25 protein-coding genes and 2 tRNA genes are annotated in these 24,470 nt (G+C 44.3%); 6 read left to right on the top strand and 21 right to left on the bottom strand.

Going from position 1 to position 24,470, the window contains the following annotated elements; all coding sequences use genetic code 11:
• Positions 1-186 precede the first annotated feature (186 nt).
• From rpsO to rlmE, 13 genes are all read right to left on the bottom strand, one after another.
• Entirely contained in the window at positions 187-456 is a 270-nt protein-coding gene (rpsO, locus tag ABR397_RS10965; protein ID WP_015836102.1) for a 30S ribosomal protein S15, read from the bottom strand.
• Between the two features lie 122 nt (positions 457-578).
• Positions 579-1,526: a tRNA pseudouridine(55) synthase TruB gene (gene truB / locus ABR397_RS10960; RefSeq protein ID WP_350305784.1), complete on the bottom strand. Its 948-nt coding sequence runs from the start codon at positions 1,524-1,526 to the stop codon at positions 579-581.
• Positions 1,526-1,936: a 30S ribosome-binding factor RbfA gene (gene rbfA / locus ABR397_RS10955; protein WP_350305783.1), complete on the bottom strand. Its 411-nt coding sequence runs from the start codon at positions 1,934-1,936 to the stop codon at positions 1,526-1,528. The genes truB and rbfA overlap by 1 nt, the downstream gene beginning before the upstream one ends.
• A 65-nt stretch (positions 1,937-2,001) precedes the next feature.
• Positions 2,002-4,713 (bottom strand): translation initiation factor IF-2, encoded by a 2,712-nt coding sequence (gene infB, locus ABR397_RS10950; protein ID WP_350305782.1) that lies wholly within the window; start codon positions 4,711-4,713, stop codon positions 2,002-2,004.
• Positions 4,714-4,737: 24 nt separating this feature from the next.
• Entirely contained in the window at positions 4,738-6,246 is a 1,509-nt protein-coding gene (gene nusA, locus ABR397_RS10945) for a transcription termination factor NusA (protein ID WP_021323307.1), read from the bottom strand.
• Positions 6,247-6,267: 21 nt separating this feature from the next.
• Positions 6,268-6,720: a ribosome maturation factor RimP gene (gene rimP, locus ABR397_RS10940; protein ID WP_157975270.1), complete on the bottom strand. Its 453-nt coding sequence runs from the start codon at positions 6,718-6,720 to the stop codon at positions 6,268-6,270.
• 211 nt (positions 6,721-6,931) lie between these two features.
• Positions 6,932-7,008, bottom strand: a tRNA-Met gene (locus ABR397_RS10935).
• Between the two features lie 60 nt (positions 7,009-7,068).
• Positions 7,069-7,157: transfer RNA gene (locus ABR397_RS10930), tRNA-Leu, on the bottom strand.
• Positions 7,158-7,226: 69 nt separating this feature from the next.
• Positions 7,227-7,565 carry a preprotein translocase subunit SecG gene (secG, locus tag ABR397_RS10925; RefSeq protein WP_350305781.1) on the bottom strand — a complete coding sequence of 113 codons (339 nt, stop codon included), beginning with the start codon at positions 7,563-7,565 and terminating at the stop codon, positions 7,227-7,229.
• A gap of 175 nt (positions 7,566-7,740) precedes the next feature.
• A complete protein-coding gene (gene glmM, locus ABR397_RS10920) occupies positions 7,741-9,078 on the bottom strand; it encodes a phosphoglucosamine mutase (protein ID WP_350305780.1) in 1,338 nt (445 codons plus the stop codon).
• Positions 9,075-9,920: a dihydropteroate synthase gene (folP, locus tag ABR397_RS10915; protein ID WP_350305779.1), complete on the bottom strand. Its 846-nt coding sequence runs from the start codon at positions 9,918-9,920 to the stop codon at positions 9,075-9,077. The genes glmM and folP overlap by 4 nt, the downstream gene beginning before the upstream one ends.
• A 76-nt stretch (positions 9,921-9,996) precedes the next feature.
• Positions 9,997-11,940: an ATP-dependent zinc metalloprotease FtsH gene (gene ftsH / locus ABR397_RS10910; RefSeq protein ID WP_350305793.1), complete on the bottom strand. Its 1,944-nt coding sequence runs from the start codon at positions 11,938-11,940 to the stop codon at positions 9,997-9,999.
• Between the two features lie 57 nt (positions 11,941-11,997).
• A complete protein-coding gene (gene rlmE / locus ABR397_RS10905) occupies positions 11,998-12,627 on the bottom strand; it encodes a 23S rRNA (uridine(2552)-2'-O)-methyltransferase RlmE (RefSeq protein ID WP_015836112.1) in 630 nt (209 codons plus the stop codon).
• Between the two features lie 138 nt (positions 12,628-12,765).
• Here rlmE and yhbY point away from each other — a divergent pair, with 138 nt between their 5' ends.
• Positions 12,766-13,059, top strand: coding sequence for a ribosome assembly RNA-binding protein YhbY (gene yhbY, locus ABR397_RS10900; RefSeq protein WP_350305778.1), 294 nt, complete (start codon positions 12,766-12,768; stop codon positions 13,057-13,059).
• A 137-nt stretch (positions 13,060-13,196) separates the two neighbouring features.
• On the opposite strand, the gene greA is transcribed toward yhbY, so the two are convergent.
• Positions 13,197-13,673: a transcription elongation factor GreA gene (gene greA / locus ABR397_RS10895; protein WP_350305777.1), complete on the bottom strand. Its 477-nt coding sequence runs from the start codon at positions 13,671-13,673 to the stop codon at positions 13,197-13,199.
• A 263-nt stretch (positions 13,674-13,936) separates the two neighbouring features.
• Here greA and dacB point away from each other — a divergent pair, with 263 nt between their 5' ends.
• Entirely contained in the window at positions 13,937-15,385 is a 1,449-nt protein-coding gene (dacB, locus tag ABR397_RS10890; RefSeq protein WP_350305776.1) for a serine-type D-Ala-D-Ala carboxypeptidase, read from the top strand.
• A gap of 57 nt (positions 15,386-15,442) precedes the next feature.
• On the opposite strand, the gene cgtA is transcribed toward dacB, so the two are convergent.
• From cgtA to rplU, 3 genes are all read right to left on the bottom strand, one after another.
• The gene (gene cgtA / locus ABR397_RS10885) at positions 15,443-16,618 is read right to left on the bottom strand and encodes an Obg family GTPase CgtA (protein ID WP_350305775.1); all 1,176 of its coding nucleotides are present in this window, start codon (positions 16,616-16,618) and stop codon (positions 15,443-15,445) included.
• A gap of 128 nt (positions 16,619-16,746) precedes the next feature.
• The gene (gene rpmA / locus ABR397_RS10880; protein WP_015836118.1) at positions 16,747-17,004 is read right to left on the bottom strand and encodes a 50S ribosomal protein L27; all 258 of its coding nucleotides are present in this window, start codon (positions 17,002-17,004) and stop codon (positions 16,747-16,749) included.
• Between the two features lie 19 nt (positions 17,005-17,023).
• Positions 17,024-17,332, bottom strand: a complete 309-nt coding sequence (gene rplU / locus ABR397_RS10875) for a 50S ribosomal protein L21 (RefSeq protein ID WP_350305774.1) — start codon at positions 17,330-17,332, stop codon at positions 17,024-17,026.
• Positions 17,333-17,583: 251 nt separating this feature from the next.
• Between rplU and ispB the strand changes: the two genes are divergently transcribed.
• A complete protein-coding gene (gene ispB / locus ABR397_RS10870) occupies positions 17,584-18,555 on the top strand; it encodes an octaprenyl diphosphate synthase (RefSeq protein ID WP_046974869.1) in 972 nt (323 codons plus the stop codon).
• A gap of 22 nt (positions 18,556-18,577) precedes the next feature.
• Here ispB and ABR397_RS10865 read toward each other — a convergent pair whose 3' ends face one another.
• Both ABR397_RS10865 and ABR397_RS10860 read right to left on the bottom strand, forming a co-directional pair.
• Positions 18,578-18,952, bottom strand: coding sequence for a DNA-binding protein (locus ABR397_RS10865; protein ID WP_350305773.1), 375 nt, complete (start codon positions 18,950-18,952; stop codon positions 18,578-18,580).
• Between the two features lie 76 nt (positions 18,953-19,028).
• Complete coding sequence (locus tag ABR397_RS10860; protein ID WP_350305772.1) at positions 19,029-19,376, bottom strand: DNA-binding protein; 348 nt, start codon at positions 19,374-19,376, stop codon at positions 19,029-19,031.
• Positions 19,377-19,561: 185 nt separating this feature from the next.
• On the opposite strand from ABR397_RS10860, the gene ABR397_RS10855 reads away from it, so the two are divergent.
• On the top strand, positions 19,562-19,828 hold the full coding sequence (locus tag ABR397_RS10855; protein WP_021323294.1) for a helix-turn-helix domain-containing protein: 267 nt from the start codon (positions 19,562-19,564) through the stop codon (positions 19,826-19,828).
• A 102-nt stretch (positions 19,829-19,930) separates the two neighbouring features.
• Here ABR397_RS10855 and mdh read toward each other — a convergent pair whose 3' ends face one another.
• A complete protein-coding gene (gene mdh, locus ABR397_RS10850) occupies positions 19,931-20,869 on the bottom strand; it encodes a malate dehydrogenase (RefSeq protein WP_350305771.1) in 939 nt (312 codons plus the stop codon).
• A gap of 453 nt (positions 20,870-21,322) precedes the next feature.
• Between mdh and argR the strand changes: the two genes are divergently transcribed.
• Entirely contained in the window at positions 21,323-21,793 is a 471-nt protein-coding gene (gene argR / locus ABR397_RS10845; RefSeq protein WP_021323292.1) for a transcriptional regulator ArgR, read from the top strand.
• 46 nt (positions 21,794-21,839) lie between these two features.
• Here argR and mpl read toward each other — a convergent pair whose 3' ends face one another.
• Positions 21,840-23,210 carry a UDP-N-acetylmuramate:L-alanyl-gamma-D-glutamyl-meso-diaminopimelate ligase gene (gene mpl / locus ABR397_RS10840; RefSeq protein WP_350305770.1) on the bottom strand — a complete coding sequence of 457 codons (1,371 nt, stop codon included), beginning with the start codon at positions 23,208-23,210 and terminating at the stop codon, positions 21,840-21,842.
• Positions 23,211-23,376: 166 nt separating this feature from the next.
• Here mpl and fbp point away from each other — a divergent pair, with 166 nt between their 5' ends.
• Positions 23,377-24,381 (top strand): class 1 fructose-bisphosphatase, encoded by a 1,005-nt coding sequence (gene fbp / locus ABR397_RS10835; protein WP_350305769.1) that lies wholly within the window; start codon positions 23,377-23,379, stop codon positions 24,379-24,381.
• Positions 24,382-24,470: the final 89 nt, after the last annotated feature.

Here is a 24,470-nt window from a genome sequence, read left to right as displayed (position 1 = left end):
TCATGCCACATCCTCGCGACTAATGACAGGTCTCACTCCTTTAAGCACTCTCATTAGCCGCGCGAACCTCTGTAACCGAAGAGCCTTACCCAAAAATCATCATCAGCATTCTTATGCTGCTACATATGATGATTTCTCAGAAGAAAAGGGGCCATATATGGCCCCTTTCCACTGAAACTTGCTTGATTAGCGACGTAAGCCAAGACGCCCAATCAGCGCAGTGTAACTTGTTACATTCTTACGCTTCAGATAGTCCAGCAATTTACGACGCTGAGAAACCATGCGCAGCAGACCACGACGGCTATGGTGATCTTTTTTGTGCTCTGAAAAATGGCCTTGCAGGTGGTTAATTTGTGCGGTCAGCAGAGCAATCTGCACTTCACTAGAACCACTGTCATTCGCATCACGACCAAATTCAGCAATAATTTGCGCTTTTGCTTCAGTACTTAGAGACATATTACAACTCCAAAAATACATAAATTAAAATTACAGGTGCCGATCTCTAATTCAGCCACCCAAGATATAGCTGCGCCATTCTACGCTGCAAATAAGTTAAGCGCAAGATAGCCCCAAATACCCTAATCCCGGTTTTCAACAACCAAACGGCGAGGAGCAACAAGCCCATCGTCATTGATAACAGCAATGCCAATGAATTTGCGTTCATCACCCTCAGTTACGCGCACCATACTCTCAACCAGAGCCAGAGATTTAGCACTTCGTACCGCCTGACCTTGTTTAAAATAAGCCGCAACTACCGGAAGCAAATTAACCTCTGGGAAATGAGCAACTGCACTATCCATTGGTAATAACAACGGATCAATTAATTCGCCTAAAGGTATTTCTCTATCTTCAGCCAGCTTTTGCAATTCATATAATTGCTCAAGCGTAACCATTCGATCATTTGGATAATTCGCTACCTGTAAACGACGTAAATAAATAACGTGAGCGCCACAACCTAATAATTCGCCTAAATCATCAATAATAGTGCGAATATAAGTTCCTTTCGAACAGTGTATTTCCAATTCCAGTTCATCATCTTCCCAGCGGATAAACTGTAATTCATAGACCGTAATTGGCCGTGCTTCCCGTTCTACTTCAATACCTTGACGGGCATACTCATACAGTGGTTTCCCCTGATGTTTCAGTGCAGAATACATCGAAGGAATTTGCATGGTATCACCACGGAATTTAGCCAAAGCTTCATTAAGCTGAACCTGATTTAGCCGGATTGCTCTTTCACTGATGATCTGTCCGTGTGAATCAGATGTGTCAGTACGCTGACCAAGACGGGCTATCACCCGATAACGCTTATCAGAATCAAGTAAGAACTGGGAAAACTTCGTAGCTTCACCGAGACAAACCGGCAACATACCTGTTGCCAACGGATCCAACGCGCCAGTGTGACCAGCTTTATTGGCGTTGAAAATACGTTTTACTTTTTGCAGCGCATCATTAGAAGAAATATCCTGCGGCTTATCCAGTAACAACACGCCATGTATATCACGACCACGACGACGACGCCCCATTACTTCTCCTCTTTGCGATCCACAGAAGCCCGGCGTTGTTCATCATTCTTCACGACATTAGTGACCAAATTGGACATCCGCATCCCCTCTACCAGGGAATTATCATAGGAGAAAGTCAGTTCTGGTACGACACGTAAACGCATTGCCTTACCTAGCAGAGAACGAATAAAACCAGAAGCTTCATTCAATGCTTTAATACCATTTTTCACCACATCAGAATCATGTTCTTCAGTCAACACATTCAGAAAGGTAACAAATACTTTGGCATAAGCCAAATCACGGGAAACTTCAACGCCAGAAACAGTCGCCATACCGATCCGAGGATCTTTTACTTCTCTCTGTAAAATGATGGCAATCTCTTTTTGCATTTCCTGTGCAACGCGCTGAGTACGGCTGAATTCTCTTGCCATTGTTATATCTCCTGACATTTGGGGGGCATAAGCCCCCCAACAATGAAATTAACCAGCGGTAGGAATTAAGCGATAGAACGTTTAATTTCAATAACTTCAAATACTTCGATCATATCACCGACACGAACGTCGTTGTAGTTCTTAACGCCGATACCACATTCCATACCGTTACGGACTTCGTTAACGTCATCTTTAAAGCGGCGCAGGGATTCCAGTTCACCTTCGTAAATCACCACGTTATCACGCAGTACGCGGATTGGGTTATTACGCTTAATGGTACCTTCAGTCACCATACAACCTGCAATCGCACCGAATTTCGGTGATTTAAACACATCACGAACTTCTGCAAGGCCCATGATCTGCTGTTTATATTCAGGCGCCAGCATACCACTCATTGCCTGTTTAACTTCATCAATCAGGCTATAGATAACGGAGTAATAACGCAGATCCAGGTTTTCATTTTCAACGACACGGCGTGCAGAAGCATCGGCACGAACGTTGAAACCCAGAATAATTGCATTGGAAGCAGCAGCTAATGTAGCGTCAGTTTCAGTAATACCACCCACCCCAGAGCCGATGATTTTCACTTTCACTTCATTAGTGGACAGTTGCGCCAGTGCTTCGCGGATCGCTTCACATGAGCCTTGAACGTCAGATTTCAGAACGATATTCAGTTCAGAAACTTCACCTTCTTCCATATTAGCAAACATGTTTTCCAGTTTAGATTTCTGCTGACGAGCCAGTTTAACTTCACGGAATTTACCCTGACGATACAGAGCCACTTCACGGGCTTTCTTCTCGTCACGTACAACAGTTGCTTCATCACCCGCTGCCGGCACGTTGGACAGGCCAAGGATTTCCACTGGAATAGATGGGCCTGCGGAAAACACTTCACGACCGAGCTCGTCACGCATCGCACGAACGCGTCCATACTCAAAGCCACAAAGTACGATATCGCCTTTGTTCAAAGTACCTTCCTGAACCAGTACTGTCGCAACCGGACCACGGCCTTTATCCAAGAACGATTCGATAACAACACCGCTTGCCATACCAGAATGGACAGCATTCAATTCAAGAACTTCAGCCTGCAACAAGATTGCGTCCAGCAATTCATCAATTCCGATACCAGCTTTAGCAGATACATTGATAAACTGAGTTTCACCACCCCACTCTTCAGGCTGAACACCGTGCTGAGAAAGCTCAGTTTTCACGCGATCCGGATCGGCTTCTGGTTTATCGATTTTGTTAACCGCAACAACCACAGGAACATTCGCTGCTTTTGCATGCTGAATAGCTTCGATAGTCTGAGGCATTACACCATCATCGGCAGCAACAACCAGAACCACGATGTCAGTAGCTTTCGCCCCACGCGCACGCATTGAAGTAAATGCAGCGTGTCCTGGAGTATCCAGGAAGGTAATCATGCCACTTTCAGTTTCAACATGGTAAGCACCGATATGCTGGGTAATACCACCCGCCTCACCAGAAGCCACCTTCGTAGAACGAATGTAATCCAACAGAGAAGTTTTACCGTGGTCAACGTGACCCATGATAGTCACAACCGGCGCACGAGATTCAGCTACAGCTTCACCGGTATCGCGGTCACTCATCAGCGCTTCTTCCAGTTCGTTCTCACGACGCAGAATGACTTTATGACCCATTTCTTCAGCAACCAGTTGTGCAGTTTCCTGATCAATCACCTGGTTGATAGTTGCCATTGCGCCCATTCTCATCATGGCTTTGATGACCTGAGAACCTTTAACCGCCATCTTATTAGCCAGTTCAGCAACTGTAATAGTTTCACCAATTACAACATCACGGTTAACTGCGGCTACAGGCTTGTTGAAGCTCTGTTGCAATGTACTGGTTTTACGTTGCTTGCCTTTTGTACGGCCAACTGCACGAGCTTCTTCACGATCCGCTTTGGATTCAGAATGTTTATTATTTTTCTTCTGACGAGTAGTTTTACCGCTGCGGCTGCGAGCACGGCGATCCCCTTCAACTTTAGCATCGTTTTCGTCTTCTGCTGCACGAGCGTGGCGGGAGGTAGTTACATGATAATCTTCGTTATCACTGGAATCTGAATCATTTGACCATTTATCCTGATTCTCCTCAGCCATACGGCGAGCCTCTTCAGCAACGCGTTTAGCTTCTTCTTCTACCTTACGGCGCACTTCTTCTTCTGCTTTGCGCTTAAGATCAGCAGCTTCTGCTTCTCGACGAGCTTTCTCATTTTGAGCTGGTTTTTGTTTATGTTCAGTATGTTGATTGGTCACTTTTTCATTTTCCGCTGCCTGGCGCTTAGCTTTTTCAGCTGCCTCACGTTTGGCTATTTCTTCTGCCTCACGTTTAGCCTGCTCTTCAACGAGTTTCTTCGCTGCTGCTTCGGCTTCGCGTTGCGCTTTTTCTTCTGCTTCGCGCCGTGCTTGCTCTTCCGCTTCATGCTTCGCCTGTTCTTCCGCTTTAGCCTGTTCAACTGCATCGCGGTTTACATATGTGCGCTTTTTGCGGACCTCGACGGCTACCGGTTTGCTTTTTCCATCGGTGCCTGAAACACTCAATGTACTACGTGTTTTACGCTGTAATGTTAATTTATCTGGTTTGCCAGCTGAACCGCCTTGTTCACGGTTCAAATGCGCCAGTAAAGCTTCTTTTTCTTTCTGGGAGACAAAATCAGCTTCGGTTTTTTTAATCCCTGCATCAGCAAATTGCTGTACCAGGCGATCAACCGAAGTCTGGATCTCTTCTGCCAGTGATTTTACGGTTACATCTGTCATGCTGTTCCTTCCTGCTACAGTTTATTACGCATCATCACCAAACCAACAGATATTGCGAGCAGCCATGATGAACTCTCCTGCTTGCTCATCACTCAAACCTTCAATATCCGATAGGTCGTCGATACCCTGCTCGGCAAGATCTTCCAGCGTACAGATGCCACGGGCAGCCAGGTCAAATGCCAGAGTGCGGTTCATACCAGTCAGATTTAACAACTCTTCAGTTGGTTGCTTATCACTAAGGCTCTCTTTCTGAGCCAGTTCCAAAGTAGTTAAAGCAGCTTTCGCACGTTCACGCAGGACTTCGATAGTTTCCTCATCAAGGCCATCAATTTCCAGAAGCTCCTTAATTGGCACATAAGCCAGTTCTTCCAGAGTTGAGAAACCTTCTTCGACCAGAACAGTAGCGAACTCTTCATCAATATCGAGATGCTTAGTGAATGTATCAATAGAAGCGTGAGCTTCTGCCTGATGTTTTGCTTGCAGCTCCTCAGCAGTCATGACATTTAGTTCCCATTTGTCATCACCACGGTGTTTTTTCAGCAACTGCGCAGCCAGACGCACGTTTTGACCATTACGGCCGATAGCCTGAGCCAAATTGTTGCTTTCAACGGCAACATCCATCGTGCATTTGTCTTCATCAACAACAATGGATGCAACATCAGCCGGAGCCATAGCATTAATTACGAATTGAGCTGGGTTATCATCCCACAATACGATATCAATTCGTTCGCCGCCCAGTTCACTGGAAACGGCCTGTACTCGCGCGCCACGCATACCAACACAAGCACCAACCGGATCGATACGCTTATCATTAGTTTTTACTGCGATTTTAGCGCGAGACCCCGGATCACGGGCAGCAGCTTTAATCTCAATAAGCTCTTCACCAATTTCCGGAACCTCAATACGGAACAGTTCAACCAGCATTTCCGGACGGGAACGGCTGACAAACAGTTGCGCACCTCGTGCTTCAGGGCGAACATCATACAGTACACCACGCACGCGGTCACCTGGGCGAAAATTTTCCCTTGGTAACATGTCTTCGCGAAGGATAACTGCTTCAGCATTATTACCCAGATCAAGCGTGATATTTTCACGATTTACTTTCTTAACGACACTGGTGATGATCTCACCTTGCTGTTCGCGAAACTGGTCAACAACCATAGCGCGTTCAGCTTCACGTACTTTCTGTACGATAACCTGTTTAGCAGTCTGCGTTGTAATACGGTCAAATGTGACTGATTCAATTTGATCTTCGGTATAACCACCCAAATCAATTTCAGGCTCTTCGAATCTAGCCGCTTCCAACGTAATTTCACGAGTTGGCTGAGTCACTTCTTCAACAACTAACCAACGGCGGAAGGTGTCAAAATCGCCAGATTTACGATCTATACTGACACGAACATCAATATCTTGTTCATATTTTTTCTTGGTGGCTGTGGCCAGTGCTGTTTCCAGCGCCTCGAAGATTTTTTCGCGTGGAAGAGATTTTTCGTTGGAAACCGCTTCCACAACAGCCAGAATTTCTTTATTCATCCTAGTTGCCTCATCCGAACTTTAAAAGTGGGGTACCAGGTTCGCTTTCTGGATGTTGCTCAGTGCGAACACTTCATCTTTTCCATCCACCGTAACCGTGATCATTTCGCCGTCGACAGTTTTGATAATGCCCAGCCATTTCCGACGGTTTTGCATTGCTATACGTAAAACCAGACTGACTTCTTCACCAATAAAACGCTGGTAATGTTCAGCCATGAACAATGGACGTTCTAGTCCAGGTGAAGAAATTTCCAGGTTATAAAGTACCGAGATAGGATCTTCGACATCCAATACCGCACTGACCTGGTGGCTAACATCAGCACAATCATCAACAGTGATACCATTCTCACTATCAATATAGATCCGCAGTGTAGAAACGCGCGCACGAATAAACTCCAGGCCGACTAATTCAAAGCCTAAAGCTTCAACTGGTGCTGAAATCATCGCTGTTAATTTTTGTTCTAATGTGGACAAACCCACCCCCAAGACATAAAAAAAGGGCTTATTAGCCCAGTAGTTCTGTTGTCAAATAACAAAAAACCCCGAAATTCGGGGCTTTATGCAACTGGACCCTATTTGCTGCCAGTGACTTAAACCACTCACTTCGCGCACCTTTCAAATCAGGATCAATACGTTAAATATTGCTGAATTATTTCATTCGAAAAAGGTACATCTTATTAAGAAGTGGTTGCGGGAGCCGGATTTGAACCGACGACCTTCGGGTTATGAGCCCGACGAGCTACCATGCTGCTCCATCCCGCGTTCGAAAACGTGGCAAATACTACGCTGATAACTGCCAAAACGCAAGCTATCTGAATTTAATGGTACCGAGGACGGGACTTGAACCCGTAAGCCCTAGTGTGGGCACTACCACCTCAAGGTAGCGTGTCTACCAATTTCACCACCTCGGCACTGATATAAGGTTATCTATTTACTACCAACAACCTCATTTCAATATTTCAATTCTTTTTTCGTGACGATTACTGTGGAATGTCACTATTTGGTGCTGCTGGTGCCGCCGGGATTTCTGTGGACTTCTCGACTTTAACCGGTTCACCGATATTCTCCCACTTACTGCTTATACCCGTTTGGTTACTGGTCATATTGCCAAGCACCAAACTAATAATAAAAAACAGAGTGGCAAAAAGCGCAGTCATACGGGTCATGAAGTTACCAGAACCCGATGAACCAAACAGTGTTGCAGACGCACCCGCACCAAAGGAAGCACCCATATCAGCACCTTTACCCTGCTGTAGCATAACCAAGGCAATCAGCCCGATAGCAACCAGCAAGAAAACAACTAAAAGAGCTCCATACATATGTTGTACCTGTATCTTCGTGGGGTTTACCACAATTTACGTGGTTACCTTATACCGCATCACCCACCCAAACAGATTAATCGCCTGTTGAGTGGGTGTGAATACTAACCAAACAACATCTGATACGCAAGGTTAATTTCAATAATCAGAATCACTTGAGGAAAAAAACAACAAATTAACCAGCGTGTTTCACTGCATCAGCAATGCGATGCGCCAAAGCCGTTACTTGAACATCATCTTCGCCTTCTACCATGACACGAATCAATGGCTCAGTGCCTGACTTACGCAACAGTACCCGTCCACGGCCATTTAATTCAGCCTCAACAGATTTGGCGGCACTGATTACATTTTCTGATTGAAGCGGATCATGTGAACCAGAAAAACGAACATTTACCAGCACCTGCGGCAAAAGTTTCATACCACTGCATAAATCATACAAGCTCATATGGTTACGCACCATTGCACTTAGAATCTGAAGGCCAGCAACAATACCATCACCTGTGGTTGTTTTATCAAGCAGGATAACATGACCAGAATTTTCAGCACCTAAACGCCAGCCTTCTTCCTGCAATTTTTCCAGCACATAACGGTCACCCACTTTAGCACGCAAGAATGGGATACCAAGCTGCTTCAATGCCAACTCCAATCCCATATTGCTCATCAGCGTGCCCACAACACCACCACGCAGTTGTCCCTGTCTCAAGGCTTCACGGGCAATAATATAAAGGATCTGATCGCCATCAACTTTCTGCCCCAAGTGGTCAACCATAATCACACGGTCACCATCACCATCGAATGCCAGGCCGACATCAGCCTTCTCTTCCACAACACGTTGCTGCAACAACCGAGTATCGGTAGCACCACATTTTTCGTTGATATTAATCCCGTTCGGCTCACAGCCAATCGCCACAACATTAGCCCCTAGCTCTCTGAGTACATTTGGAGCAATGTGATAAGTCGCACCGTTAGCGCAATCAAGAACAATTTTCAACCCATTGAGACTTTGTTCGCTTGGAAATGTACCTTTACAGAACTCAATATAACGACCAGCCGCATCAACAATACGGTTTGCACGTCCTAATTCTGCGGATTCTACGCAAGTCAGTGGTTTTTCCATTTCGGCTTCAATCGCTTCTTCCACATCATCCGGCAGTTTCTTACCGTCAATAGAGAAGAATTTAATACCATTATCATAATAAGGATTATGAGAAGCAGAAATAACAATTCCAGCTTCAGCACGGAAAGTACGGGTCAGATAAGCAACAGCTGGTGTTGGCATAGGACCAGTAAATGAAGCAGACAAACCAGCCGCTGCCAAACCTGCTTCTAAAGAAGACTCCAGCATATAGCCAGAAATGCGGGTATCCTTACCGATAATGATCTTACGAGAACCATGACGAGCCAGTACCTTACCCGCAGCCCAACCGAGCTTTAACACAAAATCCGGCGTGATTGGGCTATCGCCCACTTTGCCACGGATGCCATCAGTACCAAAGTATTTGCGGTTACTCATAGTTTCTTTTCTTCCTTTACTGAAAGTGTTGCTTCAACAATTCGCATTGCCTGCACGGTCTCTTTAACGTCATGTACCCGGATAATTTGCGCTCCTTGCATAGCGGCAATAACAGCGCAGGCCACACTACCGGCAACCCTTTCTTGCGGTGGGACATGAAGCAGCTGACCTATCATGGATTTACGCGACATTCCTGCCAACACAGGCAAACCAAATTGATGAAATTCGTTTAAATGCGCCAGTAACTGATAATTATGCGTCAAGTCTTTGCCAAAACCGAAGCCCGGATCAAGAATAAGTTTATCTTTTGCTATCCCTGCCGCCATACAACGTTCAATTTGCTCAGTAAAAAATTGTTTCACTTCGCCCAACAAATTTTCATAATGTGGCGCATCCTGCATAGTCCTCGGCTGACCTTTCATATGCATCAAACAAACAGGTAAGCCAGATTGAGCAGCACTTTCCAAAGCACCAGACTCTTGCAATGAACGAATATCGTTAATCAAATGAGCACCAGCTTTTGCTGATTCACTCATAACCAATGCTTTTGAGGTATCAACAGAAATCCAAATATTAAATCGTTGAGCTAAAGCTTCAATCACTGGAACAACCCGATTTACTTCTTCCTGTTCACTGATCTCATCAGCACCCGGACGAGTAGATTCTCCGCCAACATCAATGATTGCAGCTCCTGCGAGAACCAGTTTTTCAGCATGTCGTAAGGCCATATCCAAAGTATTATGAGCACCGCCATCAGAAAATGAATCTGGAGTAACATTCAAAATACCCATCACTCGCGGGCAACAGAGATCGAGAACATTATCTCTAGCTATGAGTTTCATGCTGGTCTACCTTTAATATCAAAACCCCAGGGCTTGCCTGGGGTTTAATGCATATATCTATCGGACTAAGGAACAATTACAGATCTTTATTTTCTGATTGCTCACCATCTTGTACTGACGTATTGACATCATCAGTTGGTTTTGCAGACTGTGGCGATGGTGTATTACTTGCTGGTCGGCTGTTATTGTTGCTACCGTTACCATTTTCCCATCCTGCCGGCGGGCGCACATTCGTACGATTCATTAAGTCATCGATCTGAGGTGCATCAATAGTTTCGTACTTCATCAATGCGTCTTTCATCGAATGCAAAATATCAAGGTTGCCCATCAGAATCTCACGAGCACGTTGATAGTTATGGTCGATAATTGCCTTAACTTCCTGATCGATCAGACGAGCAGTTTCATCAGACATATGTTTAGCTTTCGCAACTGAACGCCCGAGGAACACTTCGCCTTCTTCCTCCGCATAGAGCAATGGGCCGAGTTTTTCCGAGAAACCCCACTGCGTTACCATGTTACGGGCAATCGATGTTGCAACCTTGATATCGTTAGATGCGCCAGTAGAAACACTGTCTGGACCATAAATAATCTCTTCTGCCAGACGGCCTCCGTATAAGGTTGAAATCTGGCTTTCCAGTTTCTGGCGGCTAGCGCTGATCTGATCCCCTTCCGGCAGAAAGAAAGTCACTCCCAAAGCGCGACCACGAGGAATAATCGTAACTTTATGAACAGGATCATGCTCAGGAACCAAACGACCAATAATGGCATGGCCTGCTTCATGATAAGCAGTTGATTCTTTTTGCTCTTCCGTCATCACCATGGAACGACGCTCCGCACCCATCATGATTTTGTCTTTCGCTTTTTCGAATTCAACCATAGAAACTACACGTCTGTTTCCACGGGCAGCAAACAAAGCTGCCTCATTCACCAAATTCGCCAGATCAGCACCAGAGAATCCCGGGGTACCGCGCGCAATGACAGAAGCATCGACATCAGTATCCAAAGGAACCCGACGCATATGAACTTTCAGAATCTGCTCACGGCCACGTACATCTGGCAGACCGACAACAACCTGACGGTCAAAACGCCCAGGGCGCAGTAACGCCGGATCAAGTACGTCAGGGCGGTTAGTTGCGGCAATAACGATAATACCTTCGTTACCTTCAAAGCCATCCATCTCAACCAACATCTGGTTCAAAGTCTGCTCACGTTCATCGTGACCACCACCTAAACCGGCACCACGCTGGCGGCCTACTGCATCAATCTCATCAATAAAAATGATACAAGGTGCCGCTTTCTTCGCCTGTTCGAACATGTCACGAACACGGGATGCGCCAACACCGACAAACATTTCAACAAAGTCAGAGCCGGAAATAGTAAAGAATGGCACTTTTGCTTCACCGGCGATTGCTTTTGCCAACAAAGTCTTACCAGTACCTGGAGGCCCGACCATCAGAATACCTTTTGGGATTTTTCCACCCAATTTCTGGAAGCGACCTGGCTCACGCAGATATTCTACCAGTTCACCGACTTCTTCTTTCGCTTCGTCGCAACCAGCAACATCAGCAAAAGTGGTTTTAATCTGATCTTCTGTCAGCATACGGGCTTTACTTTTACCAAAAGACATTGCCCCTTTACCGCCACCGCCCTGCATCTGACGCATAAAGAAAATCCAGACCCCGATAAGCAGTAACATCGGGAACCAGGAAATGAAAATAGAAGTTAGCAGGCTTGGTTCTTCCGGCGGTTCACCAACCACTTTCACGTTCTTATTCAGTAACGTATCAAGTAGTTTTTCATCCTGTATTGGTAGGTAAGTGGTGTATCTGCTGTTATCTTTCTTACTAACATTAATTTCACGACCTGTGATACGAACTTCGCGCACCTGATCCTGGGCTAACTCATTGATGAAGGTAGAATAATCCACCCTACGACTATTGGAATCGCTGGGACCAAAACTCTGGAATAACGACATCAGCACAACTGCGATAACTAACCAGAGAATCAGGTTTTTCGCCATGTCACTCAAGGGATTAACCTCATATTACAACTGTGTTAACAAATAGCATTCAGGGTACTATAGTTTCCGCCCTGTCGCTACAATGTATACTTCACGCGATCGTGCCCGCGAAGCGTCTGGCTTACGAATTTTCACGTTCGTAAACAGGGAGCGAATTTCCCTCAGGTATTCATCAAAGCCCTCTCCCTGAAACACTTTGACAATGAAACTCCCCCCGGGGGCCAGCACATCACGACACATATCTAACGCCAATTCAACCAGATACATGGATCGAGGAATATCGACCGCAGGTGTTCCGCTCATATTGGGCGCCATATCCGACATGACGACCTGGACTTTGTTATCACCAACTCGCTCAAGCAATGTTTTCAATACAAGTTCATCACGAAAATCGCCCTGAAGGAAATCGACTCCAACAATTGGATCCATCGGTAAAAGATCACAGGCAATCACCCGCCCATTCTCATTAATTTGACTCACTGCGTACTGAGACCATCCACCAGGGGCGGCGCCTAAATCGACAACGGTCATGCCAGGCTTAAAAATTTTGTCACTTTGTTGAATTTCATCAAGTTTAAACCAAGCGCGAGAGCGAAGCCCTTTTTTCTGTGCCTGAAGAACATATTTATCACTAAAGTGTTCCTGTAACCAGCGGCTGGAGCTTGCCGAACGTTTTTTATTGGCCATTGTCCTTTCCAACTATACTAATAAAGAGCCAGATATCTATTGCTCCGCACACCAAAACCACAACACACTATTGTATGGTGATAGATATGAGATGGCGGTAGAATGTCCCGTTTTCAATCCTAACTAAGCAAAAAAACAATGACTCTTAATAAAAAACAAGTGCAACACCTGAAAAGTCTAGCTCATCCGTTAAAACCTGTCGTCATGATTGGTAACAACGGCTTGACTGAGGGCGTGTTGGCTGAAATTGAACAAACGCTGGCACACCATGAGCTTATCAAAGTCAAAATCGCAGGCGAAGATCGTGAAATCAAAAATTTGATCGCCGATGCAATTGTCCGCGAAACTGGTGCATATAATGTGCAAATTATCGGAAAAACACTGGTTCTTTACCGCCAATCGGAAGAACGCAAAATTATTTTACCTAAATAATCAAACCACATTTATATAAAAATGCCATGCGCATGATTATGGTAAATAAAGGCCATATCCGGCCTTTTTTACCTTCTCTACGATTTTTGTGTAACTTTACCTAATAGGAATCAATAGCAACAGGCTAATTCTGAAGTTTAAATATATTCAACTTTCAGGATTTCATATTCAACTTCACCGCCTGGTGTTTTGATAATAACAACGTCATCAGCTTCTTTACCAATCAGACCACGGGCAATCGGTGAATTCACTGAGATTAAGTTTTCTTTAATATCGGCTTCATCATCACCTACAATCCGGTAGGTCTGCTCTTCATCCGTATTTACATTCAAAGCTGTAACTGTAGCGCCAAAAATAACGCGCCCAGTCTTGGGCATTTTTGTGACATCAATCACTTGTGCATTAGAAAGTTTAGCTTCGATTTCCTGAATACGGCCTTCGCAGAAACCTTGCTGTTCACGAGCTGCATGATATTCAGCATTTTCTTTCAGATCACCATGTTCACGCGCTTCAGCAATGTCTGAAATAATTTTTGGACGGCGTACGCTCTTTAGATAATCTAACTCTTCGCGCAACTTATCCGCGCCACGTACCGTCATTGGAATCTGTTTCATTTATTAATCCTCTAAATCTTTCCTGAGTAAAAAACAAGCATCATCCTGATGTTTTCAGATAACAGCACAATGAGCACGCCTTGTCGGGCGGGCTTCCAGACAATAATAAACAATAATGTGAACCACCGCGCTACACAGAGTTCACAGTCATATTCTACATATTAATATATCATTCTAACGTAGACTTGATGATGGGTCATCGTTTACTTTCCCCCTCGTTGCGTCTTAGTATTGTGGCATGTCCACATCCATATGCGAAATTTATGTCCTTCTTTAAAATTGCCAGCAAATTAGTTTGCGTTACCTGTCTGTACTTGGCTACCCCCAACGCAAACGCCACACCTGTTGAGGAATATACGCAATATCTGCCTGATGGCACTAATCTTGCGTTAATCGCTCAGAAAGTTGGCGCCAGTACCCCGGTAATTGATTATCACGGGCAGCAAATGGCTCTGCCAGCAAGTACGCTGAAAGTTGTCACAGCGCTTGCAGCATTGTTACAACTGGGAAAAGACTATCGTTTTATCACCACATTGGAAAGTCATGGCAAAATTTCAAACGGTATTTTAAAAGGGAATTTGATCGCTCGTTTTGTCGGAGATCCAACACTAACCCGTCAACAACTTCGCAATATGGTTACAGTTTTGAGCCAAGCCGGCGTGAAAAAAATTGATGGTGATCTCTTAATAGATGTTTCCGCTTTTGCCAGCCACGATAAGGCTCCCGGCTGGGTATGGAATGACATGACCCAATGTTTTAGTGCGCCACCCGCAGCCGCAATCGTGGATCGAAACTGTTTTTCCGTTTCACTGTATAGCGCAGAACGTCCCGGTGATACTGCATTCATCCGTGTTGCATCTTTTTATCCAGTAAATATGTTCAGTGAAGTTAAAACATTGGCAAAAGGCGCTCCTGAAAGCCAGTACTGTGAATTAGATGTCGTTCCAGGAGAACTCAATCGTTTTACACTTACCGGATGCCTTACTCAGCGCAGCGAACCATTACCATTAGCTTTCGCTATTCAGAACGGAACCAGCTATGCGGGGGCAATTCTCAAAAATGAACTACAAATTGCGGGAATTGAAATTACAGGCAACCTCAAACGCCAAAGCTTACCAACTGAGCCGGGTAAAGTTCTGGCTCAGAATCAATCAGCGCCATTACATGATCTACTGAAAATAATGCTAAAAAAATCTGACAATATGATCGCGGATACCGTATTCAGGACAATAGGCCGACAATACTTTAATATACCAGGAACCTGGCGTTCAGGCTCTGATGCGGTACGGCAAGTATTGAAACAAAAGGCAGGCATCGATCTGGGAAATACCGTGATGGTAGATGGCTCAGGATTATCCCGCCATAATCTGATAACCCCAGCAACCATGATGGAAATATTGCAGTTTATTGCTCAACATGATCAAGAATTAGATTTCATTTCCATGCTGCCATTAGCTGGTCATGACGGTACTCTAAGATACCGGGGAGGATTAGATGAAGCAGGAGTAAACGGGAAAGTTTCGGCTAAAACCGGAGCCCTGCAAGGAGTGTATAATCTGGCTGGCTTTATAACCACTGCCAGCGGTCAGCGAGTTGCTTTCGTACAATTTATTTCTGCTTATGCTGTACCACAAAAAGATCACCGCAACCGCCGTGTTCCCTTGGTACGGTTCGAAAGCAGATTATATAAAGATTTATACCAACACAACTAATAAAATCGGCGCCACAAATAGGTGGCGCCCTTAGCTATTAATGAAAGATCAGGAGCATCAACGTTTATAAATAACCTCAACGCCTTCATCGTCATCTTCGTCCCAATCATCATCCCAGTCATCGTCTGCTTCCGAAACCTGTTCTAGCTGCTCTTTATGGTAATCATCCCACATGAATTCAACTTTCTCAGGATGAGCTCCATCTTCTGTTGTACTCATATTACGAGGTTTGGTTTTCATAAACTCCATAATATCCCAACAAAGCTCTTTAACACCCAGACGATTTATCGCTGAGATCATGTAAAAATCGCCTTCCCAACCTAATTCATCGGCGATAGCTTGCGCACGCTGTTTAGCTTCTTCCGGCTCTAACAGATCAACTTTATTGAATACCAACCAGCGTGGTTTTTCTGCCAATTTTTCGCTGTATTGCTGTAGCTCATTGACAATAATACGGGCATTTTCGACAGGATCTGATTCATCAACAGGGCAAATATCAATTAAGTGTAACAGCACCCGACAACGTTCCAAATGTTTCAGGAAACGAATACCCAAGCCAGCGCCGTCGGAAGCACCTTCAATAAGCCCTGGAATATCCGCAACCACGAAACTCTGCTCGTTATCCATCCTTACTACACCCAAGCTTGGTACCAGAGTTGTAAATGGATAATCTGCAACTTTTGGTTTAGCGGCGGAAACAGCACGGATAAATGTGGATTTACCCGCATTTGGCATCCCCAGCATACCAACATCTGCCAACAACATCAGTTCCAGCATCAATTCGCGGGTTTCACCTGAAGTCCCCATTGTTCTTTGACGAGGAGCCCGGTTAACAGAAGATTTAAAGCGGGTATTACCCAGTCCATGGAACCCACCTTTCGCGACCATCAGACGCTGTTCATGACGAGTCATATCACCCAGAACCTCACCGGTTGCCACATCGCGGATACGCGTACCAACAGGTACTTTAATCGTAATATCCTGACCACGTTTACCGGTACAATCACGGCTCTGGCCATTTTGCCCACGTTCCGCCCGGAAAGACTTTTCAAAACGATAATCAATCAGTGTGTTGAGATTTTCATCTGCCAGCAGATAAACATCTCCACCATCTCCACCGTCACCACCGTCTGGCCCACCTTTCGGAATATATTTTTCACGGCGGAAGCTGACACAACCATTGCCACCATCACCCGCAACAACCAGTATTCTGGCTTCATCTACAAATTTCATATTTTTTCTCCGTATGATAGCCACTATAGTGCTGGACGGCTGTTCTACCCAGAGATGGCGTATTCAGAATAATAAAAAGCCCCGCAACGCATTGCAGGGCTTCTGATTCGGTTTATAACTCGAAAAACTTATTCAGCTTCGATGCTGATAAATTTGCGGTTTTTCGGGCCTTTAACTTCGAACTTAACTTTCCCGTCAGCTAATGCGAACAGGGTGTGGTCACGACCACAACCAACGTTGCTGCCAGCGTGGAACTTAGTACCACGTTGACGAACAATGATGCTGCCTGCTAATACAGACTCGCCACCAAAACGTTTTACACCCAGACGTTTACTTTCAGAATCGCGGCCATTACGAGTTGAGCCGCCAGCCTTTTTGTGTGCCATTAATCTGCTCTCCTAAATCTTAAGCGATGCCAGTGATTTTAACATCAGTGAACCACTGACGGTGGCCTTGCTGCTTACGGCTGTGTTTACGACGACGAAACTTAACGATTTTAATTTTCTCGCCGCGACCATGAGCAACCACTTCAGCTTTGACTTTAATGCCTTCAACTACAGGAGCGCCGATTTTGATGTCATCACCATTAGCGACCATCAGAACCTGGTCAAACTCAACAGTTCCACCTGTTGCGATGTCCAGCTTTTCCAGGCGAATTGTTTGACCTTCGCTGACTCGGTGTTGTTTACCACCACTTTGGAAAACCGCGTACATATAAACTCCGCTTTCCGCACGCCCCCTAAATATCATTCCAGAGCGCGCTATAAATATTCATAATAGGGCGCGAATTCTACGCAAAAAAGCCTAAGAAGACAAGAGCAGAATTAGAGCAGATGATAAAAAAACATAGTTTCTGAATTGTCATTTATTTGAACTGTTTTTCGAGTACAATCAAGACACAGCGATAACTATTATAATGTTAATATGGACACTGCTCTGCATTAAGAACCCATAGCCGAAAAAACATGAATTTAGAATCTATTATCAAGCTAACCGCTGATGATATGGCAGCGGTAAATGAAGCCATTCTTAGCCAGTTGAATTCTGACGTTACTCTTATAAATCAACTGGGCTACTACATAATCAGTGGCGGTGGAAAACGCATCCGCCCAATCATTGCCATTCTCGCTGGCAGAGCATTAGGTTGTCAGGGTGATAAGCATATTACTGTTGCCGCTTTAATTGAATTTATTCACACAGCAACCTTGTTACATGATGATGTTGTGGATGAATCGGATATGCGACGTGGCAAAGCCACAGCCAATGCCACTTTTGGTAACGCGGCCAGTGTACTGGTTGGCGATTTTATATACACACGCTCTTTTCAGATGATGACGACTCTTAACTCTATGCGAGTTCTTAAGCTGATGTCAGAAGCAACCAATGTTATCGCTGAAGGCGAAGTTTTACAGTTAATGAACTGCAATGACCCAGATATCTCTGAAGACGATTATATGCGCGTGATTTACAGTAAAACAGCGCGGCTGTTTGAAGTTGCCGCCCACTCTTCTGCGATTCTTTCCAACGCGACACCAAAACAGGAAGCTGCTTTACAAGATTACGGGCGTTATTTAGGCACTGCATTCCAGCTAATCGATGATTTGCTGGACTATGATGCCGATAGCGACACACTAGGCAAAAACACTGGTGATGACCTCAATGAAGGTAAACCAACATTACCATTGCTGCACGCTATGAATCATGGTAACCCAGAACAATCATCACTTATCCGTGAAGCAATTGAAAAAGGTAATGGGCGCCATTTACTCGAAACCGTACTGACAACAATGAAACAGTGCGGTTCGCTGGAATATACCCGTAAGCGAGCAGAAGAAGAAGCAGATAAAGCCATTGCTGCTTTACAGGTGCTGGGAAGCTCCCCATACAAGCAAGCACTTGTAGGGTTAGCACATATCGCCGTACAACGCCTCTCTTAATTGATAGCAGCAAAACCTGGGGTTAATCTGCCTCCAGGTTTTTCTCTACATCTTCAATATCAATATAGCTAATAAGTTTTGCCAATCCTTCCCGAAGAATGAATTTCACAATTTTTTCCCGCTCAACTTTAGTTAGTTGATAGTAAGCTTCAACCCAGATTAAGAATGGGTCCTGCCGTTTGTTTGCGTAATCAATTGTGTTTTCCCCTACGGATAACATATTAAGTACATCTTCAGGCAAACTATTTATATGATATTCAAGAGCCTTGCCCTGAACACCCAGTTTACGTCTATATTCCCATCCTTCCCGCCTTGCCATCAGATTTATTCCCTGCGGCGAAGAAGGAAGTCCGGCAATACCAACCAGCTCTTTAGCTGAGTACCATTCTTTTTTCATACTTTTCTTCTCACTTTGCACCGGGATAATGAAGAAGAAGCCAAGTTAATTGGCACTTTTAATTTCCAAAAATGAGTCAAATAACAGAAATTTTTTCCAAAAAACTTCTGATACCATCTCGTAAAATCATGGCTGTCACAGCCTGTTTCTCAGATTCTGACAACTGGTGGAAAGCTCCAACCCAAATCGATAAAGGATCTTGCTTCTGCACCTGATACTCAGAAGATGATTCATGAAGCTCCAGCGCTGCAATGGTCGTCTCTGGAAAACAGGAATAGTGATATTCGACTGCTTTGCCTTGTATTCCTTGCCTTTTCTGACATAACCACTCCTCGCGTTTTGCTCTGGCATTAACTCCTTGTGGTGATCCAGGTAACTCACCCACGCCAACCAATTCCTTGGCCGAAAACCACTCTTTTTTCATCACGTTTCTCTATTTTTGTAACCAAGTTCAAAAAAGAAGTTTTTAAGAAAAAATTTGGAAATATTTTTAGAAAAATAATGCTATTCTGTTTCTCAATAACAGGTTTCAGTTCGTTATTGCTCTCATGCAAACCTGTTATTTATACCACTAAGATAGCATCAAATTTAATAAAAAAAGGATTAAAAATGATTTCAAGGAAATCTGATTGGCATCCTGCCGACATAATTGCAGCTTTACGCAAGCGGGGAACAACCTTAGCTGAGGTATCACGCAAAGCGGGACTGAGCTCATCTACACTCGCTAATGCACTGTCTCGCCCATGGCCAAAGGGAGAATGGATAATTGCGAATTATCTGGAAATACATCCTTCAGAGATTTGGCCGAGTCGTTATTTTGATCCAAATACCGGGGAATTATTAGAAAGAAAAGTACGCGAACAAACAAATAATTAGCTAACGAATTATTTTTGTTAAATAAAAACCGCCGGTAATTCGTTGTACCAGCGGTTTTTATTGTTTCATAAGTATATATTTTATATTTATAAAATATACCAATTAGTTATTAATGAATTTTTCACCTAATTCTATATCTTTTCTCAATACGTCCAACATGCCTTCCAGTGCTTTTTGTTCAAAATCACTCAATTTGCCAATTTCCAGACGCTCTTCTACGCCATTTTTACCCAAACGAACCGGTTGAGCGAAGAAACGCGCATATTTGCCATCACCTTCAACATAGGCACATTCAACAACATTGCTTTCGCCTTGTAAGCCACGGACCAAAGAAAGGCCCAGACGAGCCGCAGCTTGCCCCATAGACAGAGTTGCAGATCCACCACCAGCTTTAGCTTCAACGACTTCAGTACCTGCATTCTGAATACGTTTAGTTAAGGCAGCCAACTCTTCATCAGTAAAGCTCACACCAGGGATTTGGGACAACAGAGGCAGGATCGTCACACCAGAGTGACCACCGATAACCGGCACTTCGATTTCCTGCGGTTTTCTACCTTTCAATTCAGCAACAAAAGTATTGGAACGGATAATATCCAAAGATGTTATGCCAAACAGGCGGTTTTTATCATATACACCCGCTTTTTTCAGCACTTCGGCAGCAATAGCTACAGTTGTGTTAACTGGGTTAGTTATAATCCCAATCAGTGCCTTCGGACACGTTTTAGCCACTTGTTCTACCAGGTTACGAACGATACCCGCGTTAACATTAAACAGATCTGAACGATCCATACCTGGTTTACGGGCAACACCTGCGGAAATCAATACAACGTCCGCTCCTTCCAACGCTGGCGTTGCATCTTCACCAGCAAAGCCCTTAATTCTCACATCCGTTGGGATGTGGCTCAAATCAACAGCCACCCCAGGCGTCACTGGAGCGATATCATATAAAGAGAGTTCTGAACCTGAAGGAAGCTGGGTTTTTAGTAGAAGAGCAAGAGCCTGACCAATACCACCGGCTGCACCGAGAACTGCAACTTTCATCCTGATACTCCTTAAATCGTTTTGTACTTTAAAATGCTGTGAATTCATCTGGTTATAAACATAGATTACTACGTTCTTGAAAACAATCTGTTAACAGCCAAATTGTGGACTTACGCTCTAATCGTGGGACACAAAAGTCGCCGTATTCTAGACAAAATGCTTATCTGTTAATGAGATAATGGACACTATTTTGATAATTGCCTTATGATTTTATGAAATAAACCGCTAAATACCTTACACCCAACAACAACACCAAACAATATCATTTGATTAACAATATATTTACATGATAACCAGCCCAAAAAAGCAAATTCTCATATTCATATTTTATGAATTTCTATATAGCATAAGACTAACCAATGCTTTAAAAATGGTGATAAAATCATTTCTATTGCATAAAAATTCATTTATATGCATAATATAATCTTCATAACTGATTGAATATGGTGAAATATGCGTACTCCCTCTAAACAGGAAGAGTTAGTAAAAGCTTTCAAGGCGTTATTGAAAGAAGAAAAATTTAGCTCTCAAGGAGAAATCGTCACCGCCTTGTTGGAAGAAGGTTTTGAGAATATTAATCAATCCAAAGTCTCCAGAATGCTGACTAAATTTGGTGCTGTTCGCACCCGTAATGCAAAAATGGAAATGGTCTACTGCCTTCCTGCTGAGCTTGGCGTCCCTACTGCCACTAGTCCACTAAAAAACCTGGTACTGGATGTTGATCACAACCATTCAATTGTTGTCATTCGTACAAGCCCTGGCGCTGCTCAGCTTATTGCTCGCCTGTTGGATTCCCTTGGTAAAGCAGAAGGTATACTTGGCAGTATCGCGGGTGACGACACCATCTTCATCACACTTGCCAGAGGTTTCACAGCTGAACAGTTACGTGAAAAAATTCTTGAATTGTTCGAACAAGAACTTTAAATGAATCGCGCCATGCTGGCGCGATTCATTTTTCTTGCCGCCATCCTCAGGACTGATAAGTTTTTTTATTCAGTTCAGATAGTAGCTTCTCATGAATACCGCTAAACCCGCCATTACTCATAACCAAAATATGATCGCCTTTCTGTGCCTTATCAACAATCATATGCACCAGTGAATCAATATCAGCACTCCAATACGCCGGCTGAACACAGCGATCTGCAATTTCTGATACATGCCATTTAATATTAGCGGGCTGAAATAAAAACACTTCATCAGCGCGCCCAAGCGCTGGCGCAATCTCATTCTTACTTACACCCATTCTCATGGTATTTGAACGCGGTTCTAACACAGTAATAATACGGGCAGTTCCACCAACCTTACTACGCAGAGCTTCAAGTGTTGCCAGAATTGCTGTCGGGTGATGCGCAAAATCATCATAAACGGTGATGCCATTCTCCTCACCGCGTAGTTCAAGGCGACGGCGGGCATTAATAAAATCGCTCAAAGCACGACAGGCATCGGCTGGCTGGACACCAACATGATGTGCAGCTGCAATCGCAATCAGCCCATTACGCATATTATGTTCACCAACCAGTGACCAATTCACTTCTCCAACAATTTCACCACCATAAAACACCCGATAATCACTGCTGTCTGTACTTATCTTTTTTGCCTGCCAGCGACCGGTTTCACCCACCAACTCCAATTCACTCCAGCATCCCATAGACAAAACATGTTTCAGATTAATATCGTTATCTGGCACAAAGATCTTGCCGCTACCTGGAATGATCCTGACAAGATGATGGAACTGCCTCTGAATAGCTGCCAGATCGCCAAAAATATCCCCATGATCAAATTCCAGATTATTCATAACCAGCGTACGTGGGCTGTAATGCACAAACTTAGATCGTTTATCAAAGAAAGCACTATCATATTCATCGGCTTCTATCACGAAAAACGGACTTTCTCCGATCTGAGCAGATGTTGCAAAATTCCCAGGAACACCGCCAATCAAGAAACCCGGTTTATAGCCACAAGCTTCCAGAATCCAAGCCAACATGCCGGCTGTTGTTGTTTTGCCATGCGTCCCTGCAACCGCCAGAACCCAACGCTCCGGCAAGACATAATCATGTAGCCATTGAGGGCCGGAAGTATAAGGAAGCCCACGCTCCAGCACAGCTTCTACACAAGGATTTCCACGGCTCATGACATTACCGATGATGACCATATCTGGCACAGAATCCAATTGTGCCGGATCATATCCCTGAATCAGGCTAATCCCATGTTTTTCTAGTAAGGTACTCATTGGTGGATAAACATTGGTATCTGAGCCGGTTACCTCATGGCCGAGAGAACGTGCCAAAATTGCCAGTCCACCCATAAAAGTACCGCAGATACCAAGAATATGAATACGCATTGATTTCCCATTCCATAGCATGAAGTTAGCCACTATTCTAACCATCAAAAGCAAGATAAGAAATGGAATAGCCTATGAATCATCCCTTTCTTTGGCTAAACTGCCCACGAAAGAGTGCAATGCACGTTCTAAAACCACTATACAAATCACATTCAGGACTTTCGTCATGAAAACATTAGGCGAATTCATCGTCGAAAAGCAGCAAGATTTTTCTCATGCCACGGGTGAACTTACCGCATTGCTTTCCGCTATTAAGCTCGGAGCAAAAATCATTCACCGTGATATCAACAAAGCCGGTTTAGTGGATATTTTAGGGACCAGCGGTGCGTCCAATATCCAAGGCGAAGTTCAGATGAAACTGGACCTTTATGCTAATGAAAAACTCAAAGCAGCATTGAAAGCACGCGGTGAAGTTGCCGGTATCGCTTCCGAGGAAGAAGACGACATCGTTATTTTCGAAGGCGACCGCGCTGAAAATGCAAAATATGTTGTTTTGATGGACCCATTGGACGGTTCTTCAAATATTGATGTAAACGTTTCCGTTGGTACTATCTTCTCTATCTATCGCCGTATTACACCTGTCGGCAAACCCGTCACTGAAGAAGATTTCCTGCAACCGGGTAACCGCCAAGTTGCAGCCGGATATGTTGTTTATGGCTCTTCAACTATGCTGGTCTATACAACCGGCTGTGGTGTGCACGCCTTTACTTACGATCCATCTCTTGGGGTATTTTGCTTGTCCCATGAAAAAGTACAGTTTCCCGCCAAAGGCAATATGTACTCCATCAACGAAGGGAACTACATCAAATTCCCTATGGGGGTAAAGAAGTACATCAAATATTGTCAGGAACAAGATGAAGCGACTCAACGCCCTTATACCACTCGTTATATCGGTTCACTGGTTGCTGATTTCCACCGCAATTTACTGAAAGGCGGCATCTACATCTATCCAAGTACCGCCAGCCACCCATCAGGAAAATTGCGTCTGCTGTATGAATGTAACCCAATGGCATTTCTGGCTGAACAAGCCGGAGGCAAAGCCAGTGATGGCGCCAACCGCATTCTGGATATTGTCCCATCCAAACTGCATCAGCGCGTACCTTTCTTTGTTGGTAGTAAATCGATGGTAGAGAAAGCCGAAAGTTTTATGGCTGAATTTCCAGATGAATAATTTCATCGGTTAACTTAAAGAGGCGGTATGCCGCCTCTTTAGAAACAAAAAATTGGAAAACAAATCAAATATTTTCTAAAATTAGCATA

Origin of the sequence: Photorhabdus viridis (genome assembly GCF_040256935.1) — a bacterium.
Classification (GTDB): Bacteria; Pseudomonadota; Gammaproteobacteria; order Enterobacterales; family Enterobacteriaceae; genus Photorhabdus; species Photorhabdus viridis.
Note: the sequence above shows the minus strand (reverse complement) of the source record. Positions and strands in the feature narration are given on the sequence as shown.

Coding starts and splice junctions, on each gene's coding strand:
- rpsO (WP_015836102.1), bottom strand. CDS start 456: ATGTCTCTAAGTACTGAAGCAAAAGCGCAAATTATTGCTGAATTTGGT.
- truB (WP_350305784.1), bottom strand. CDS start 1,526: ATGGGGCGTCGTCGTCGTGGTCGTGATATACATGGCGTGTTGTTACTG.
- rbfA (WP_350305783.1), bottom strand. CDS start 1,936: ATGGCAAGAGAATTCAGCCGTACTCAGCGCGTTGCACAGGAAATGCAA.
- infB (WP_350305782.1), bottom strand. CDS start 4,713: ATGACAGATGTAACCGTAAAATCACTGGCAGAAGAGATCCAGACTTCG.
- nusA (WP_021323307.1), bottom strand. CDS start 6,246: ATGAATAAAGAAATTCTGGCTGTTGTGGAAGCGGTTTCCAACGAAAAA.
- secG (WP_350305781.1), bottom strand. CDS start 7,565: ATGTATGGAGCTCTTTTAGTTGTTTTCTTGCTGGTTGCTATCGGGCTG.
- glmM (WP_350305780.1), bottom strand. CDS start 9,078: ATGAGTAACCGCAAATACTTTGGTACTGATGGCATCCGTGGCAAAGTG.
- folP (WP_350305779.1), bottom strand. CDS start 9,920: ATGAAACTCATAGCTAGAGATAATGTTCTCGATCTCTGTTGCCCGCGA.
- ftsH (WP_350305793.1), bottom strand. CDS start 11,940: ATGGCGAAAAACCTGATTCTCTGGTTAGTTATCGCAGTTGTGCTGATG.
- rlmE (WP_015836112.1), bottom strand. CDS start 12,627: ATGGCCAATAAAAAACGTTCGGCAAGCTCCAGCCGCTGGTTACAGGAA.
- yhbY (WP_350305778.1), top strand. CDS start 12,766: ATGACTCTTAATAAAAAACAAGTGCAACACCTGAAAAGTCTAGCTCAT.
- greA (WP_350305777.1), bottom strand. CDS start 13,673: ATGAAACAGATTCCAATGACGGTACGTGGCGCGGATAAGTTGCGCGAA.
- dacB (WP_350305776.1), top strand. CDS start 13,937: ATGTCCTTCTTTAAAATTGCCAGCAAATTAGTTTGCGTTACCTGTCTG.
- cgtA (WP_350305775.1), bottom strand. CDS start 16,618: ATGAAATTTGTAGATGAAGCCAGAATACTGGTTGTTGCGGGTGATGGT.
- rpmA (WP_015836118.1), bottom strand. CDS start 17,004: ATGGCACACAAAAAGGCTGGCGGCTCAACTCGTAATGGCCGCGATTCT.
- rplU (WP_350305774.1), bottom strand. CDS start 17,332: ATGTACGCGGTTTTCCAAAGTGGTGGTAAACAACACCGAGTCAGCGAA.
- ispB (WP_046974869.1), top strand. CDS start 17,584: ATGAATTTAGAATCTATTATCAAGCTAACCGCTGATGATATGGCAGCG.
- ABR397_RS10865 (WP_350305773.1), bottom strand. CDS start 18,952: ATGAAAAAAGAATGGTACTCAGCTAAAGAGCTGGTTGGTATTGCCGGA.
- ABR397_RS10860 (WP_350305772.1), bottom strand. CDS start 19,376: ATGAAAAAAGAGTGGTTTTCGGCCAAGGAATTGGTTGGCGTGGGTGAG.
- ABR397_RS10855 (WP_021323294.1), top strand. CDS start 19,562: ATGATTTCAAGGAAATCTGATTGGCATCCTGCCGACATAATTGCAGCT.
- mdh (WP_350305771.1), bottom strand. CDS start 20,869: ATGAAAGTTGCAGTTCTCGGTGCAGCCGGTGGTATTGGTCAGGCTCTT.
- argR (WP_021323292.1), top strand. CDS start 21,323: ATGCGTACTCCCTCTAAACAGGAAGAGTTAGTAAAAGCTTTCAAGGCG.
- mpl (WP_350305770.1), bottom strand. CDS start 23,210: ATGCGTATTCATATTCTTGGTATCTGCGGTACTTTTATGGGTGGACTG.
- fbp (WP_350305769.1), top strand. CDS start 23,377: ATGAAAACATTAGGCGAATTCATCGTCGAAAAGCAGCAAGATTTTTCT.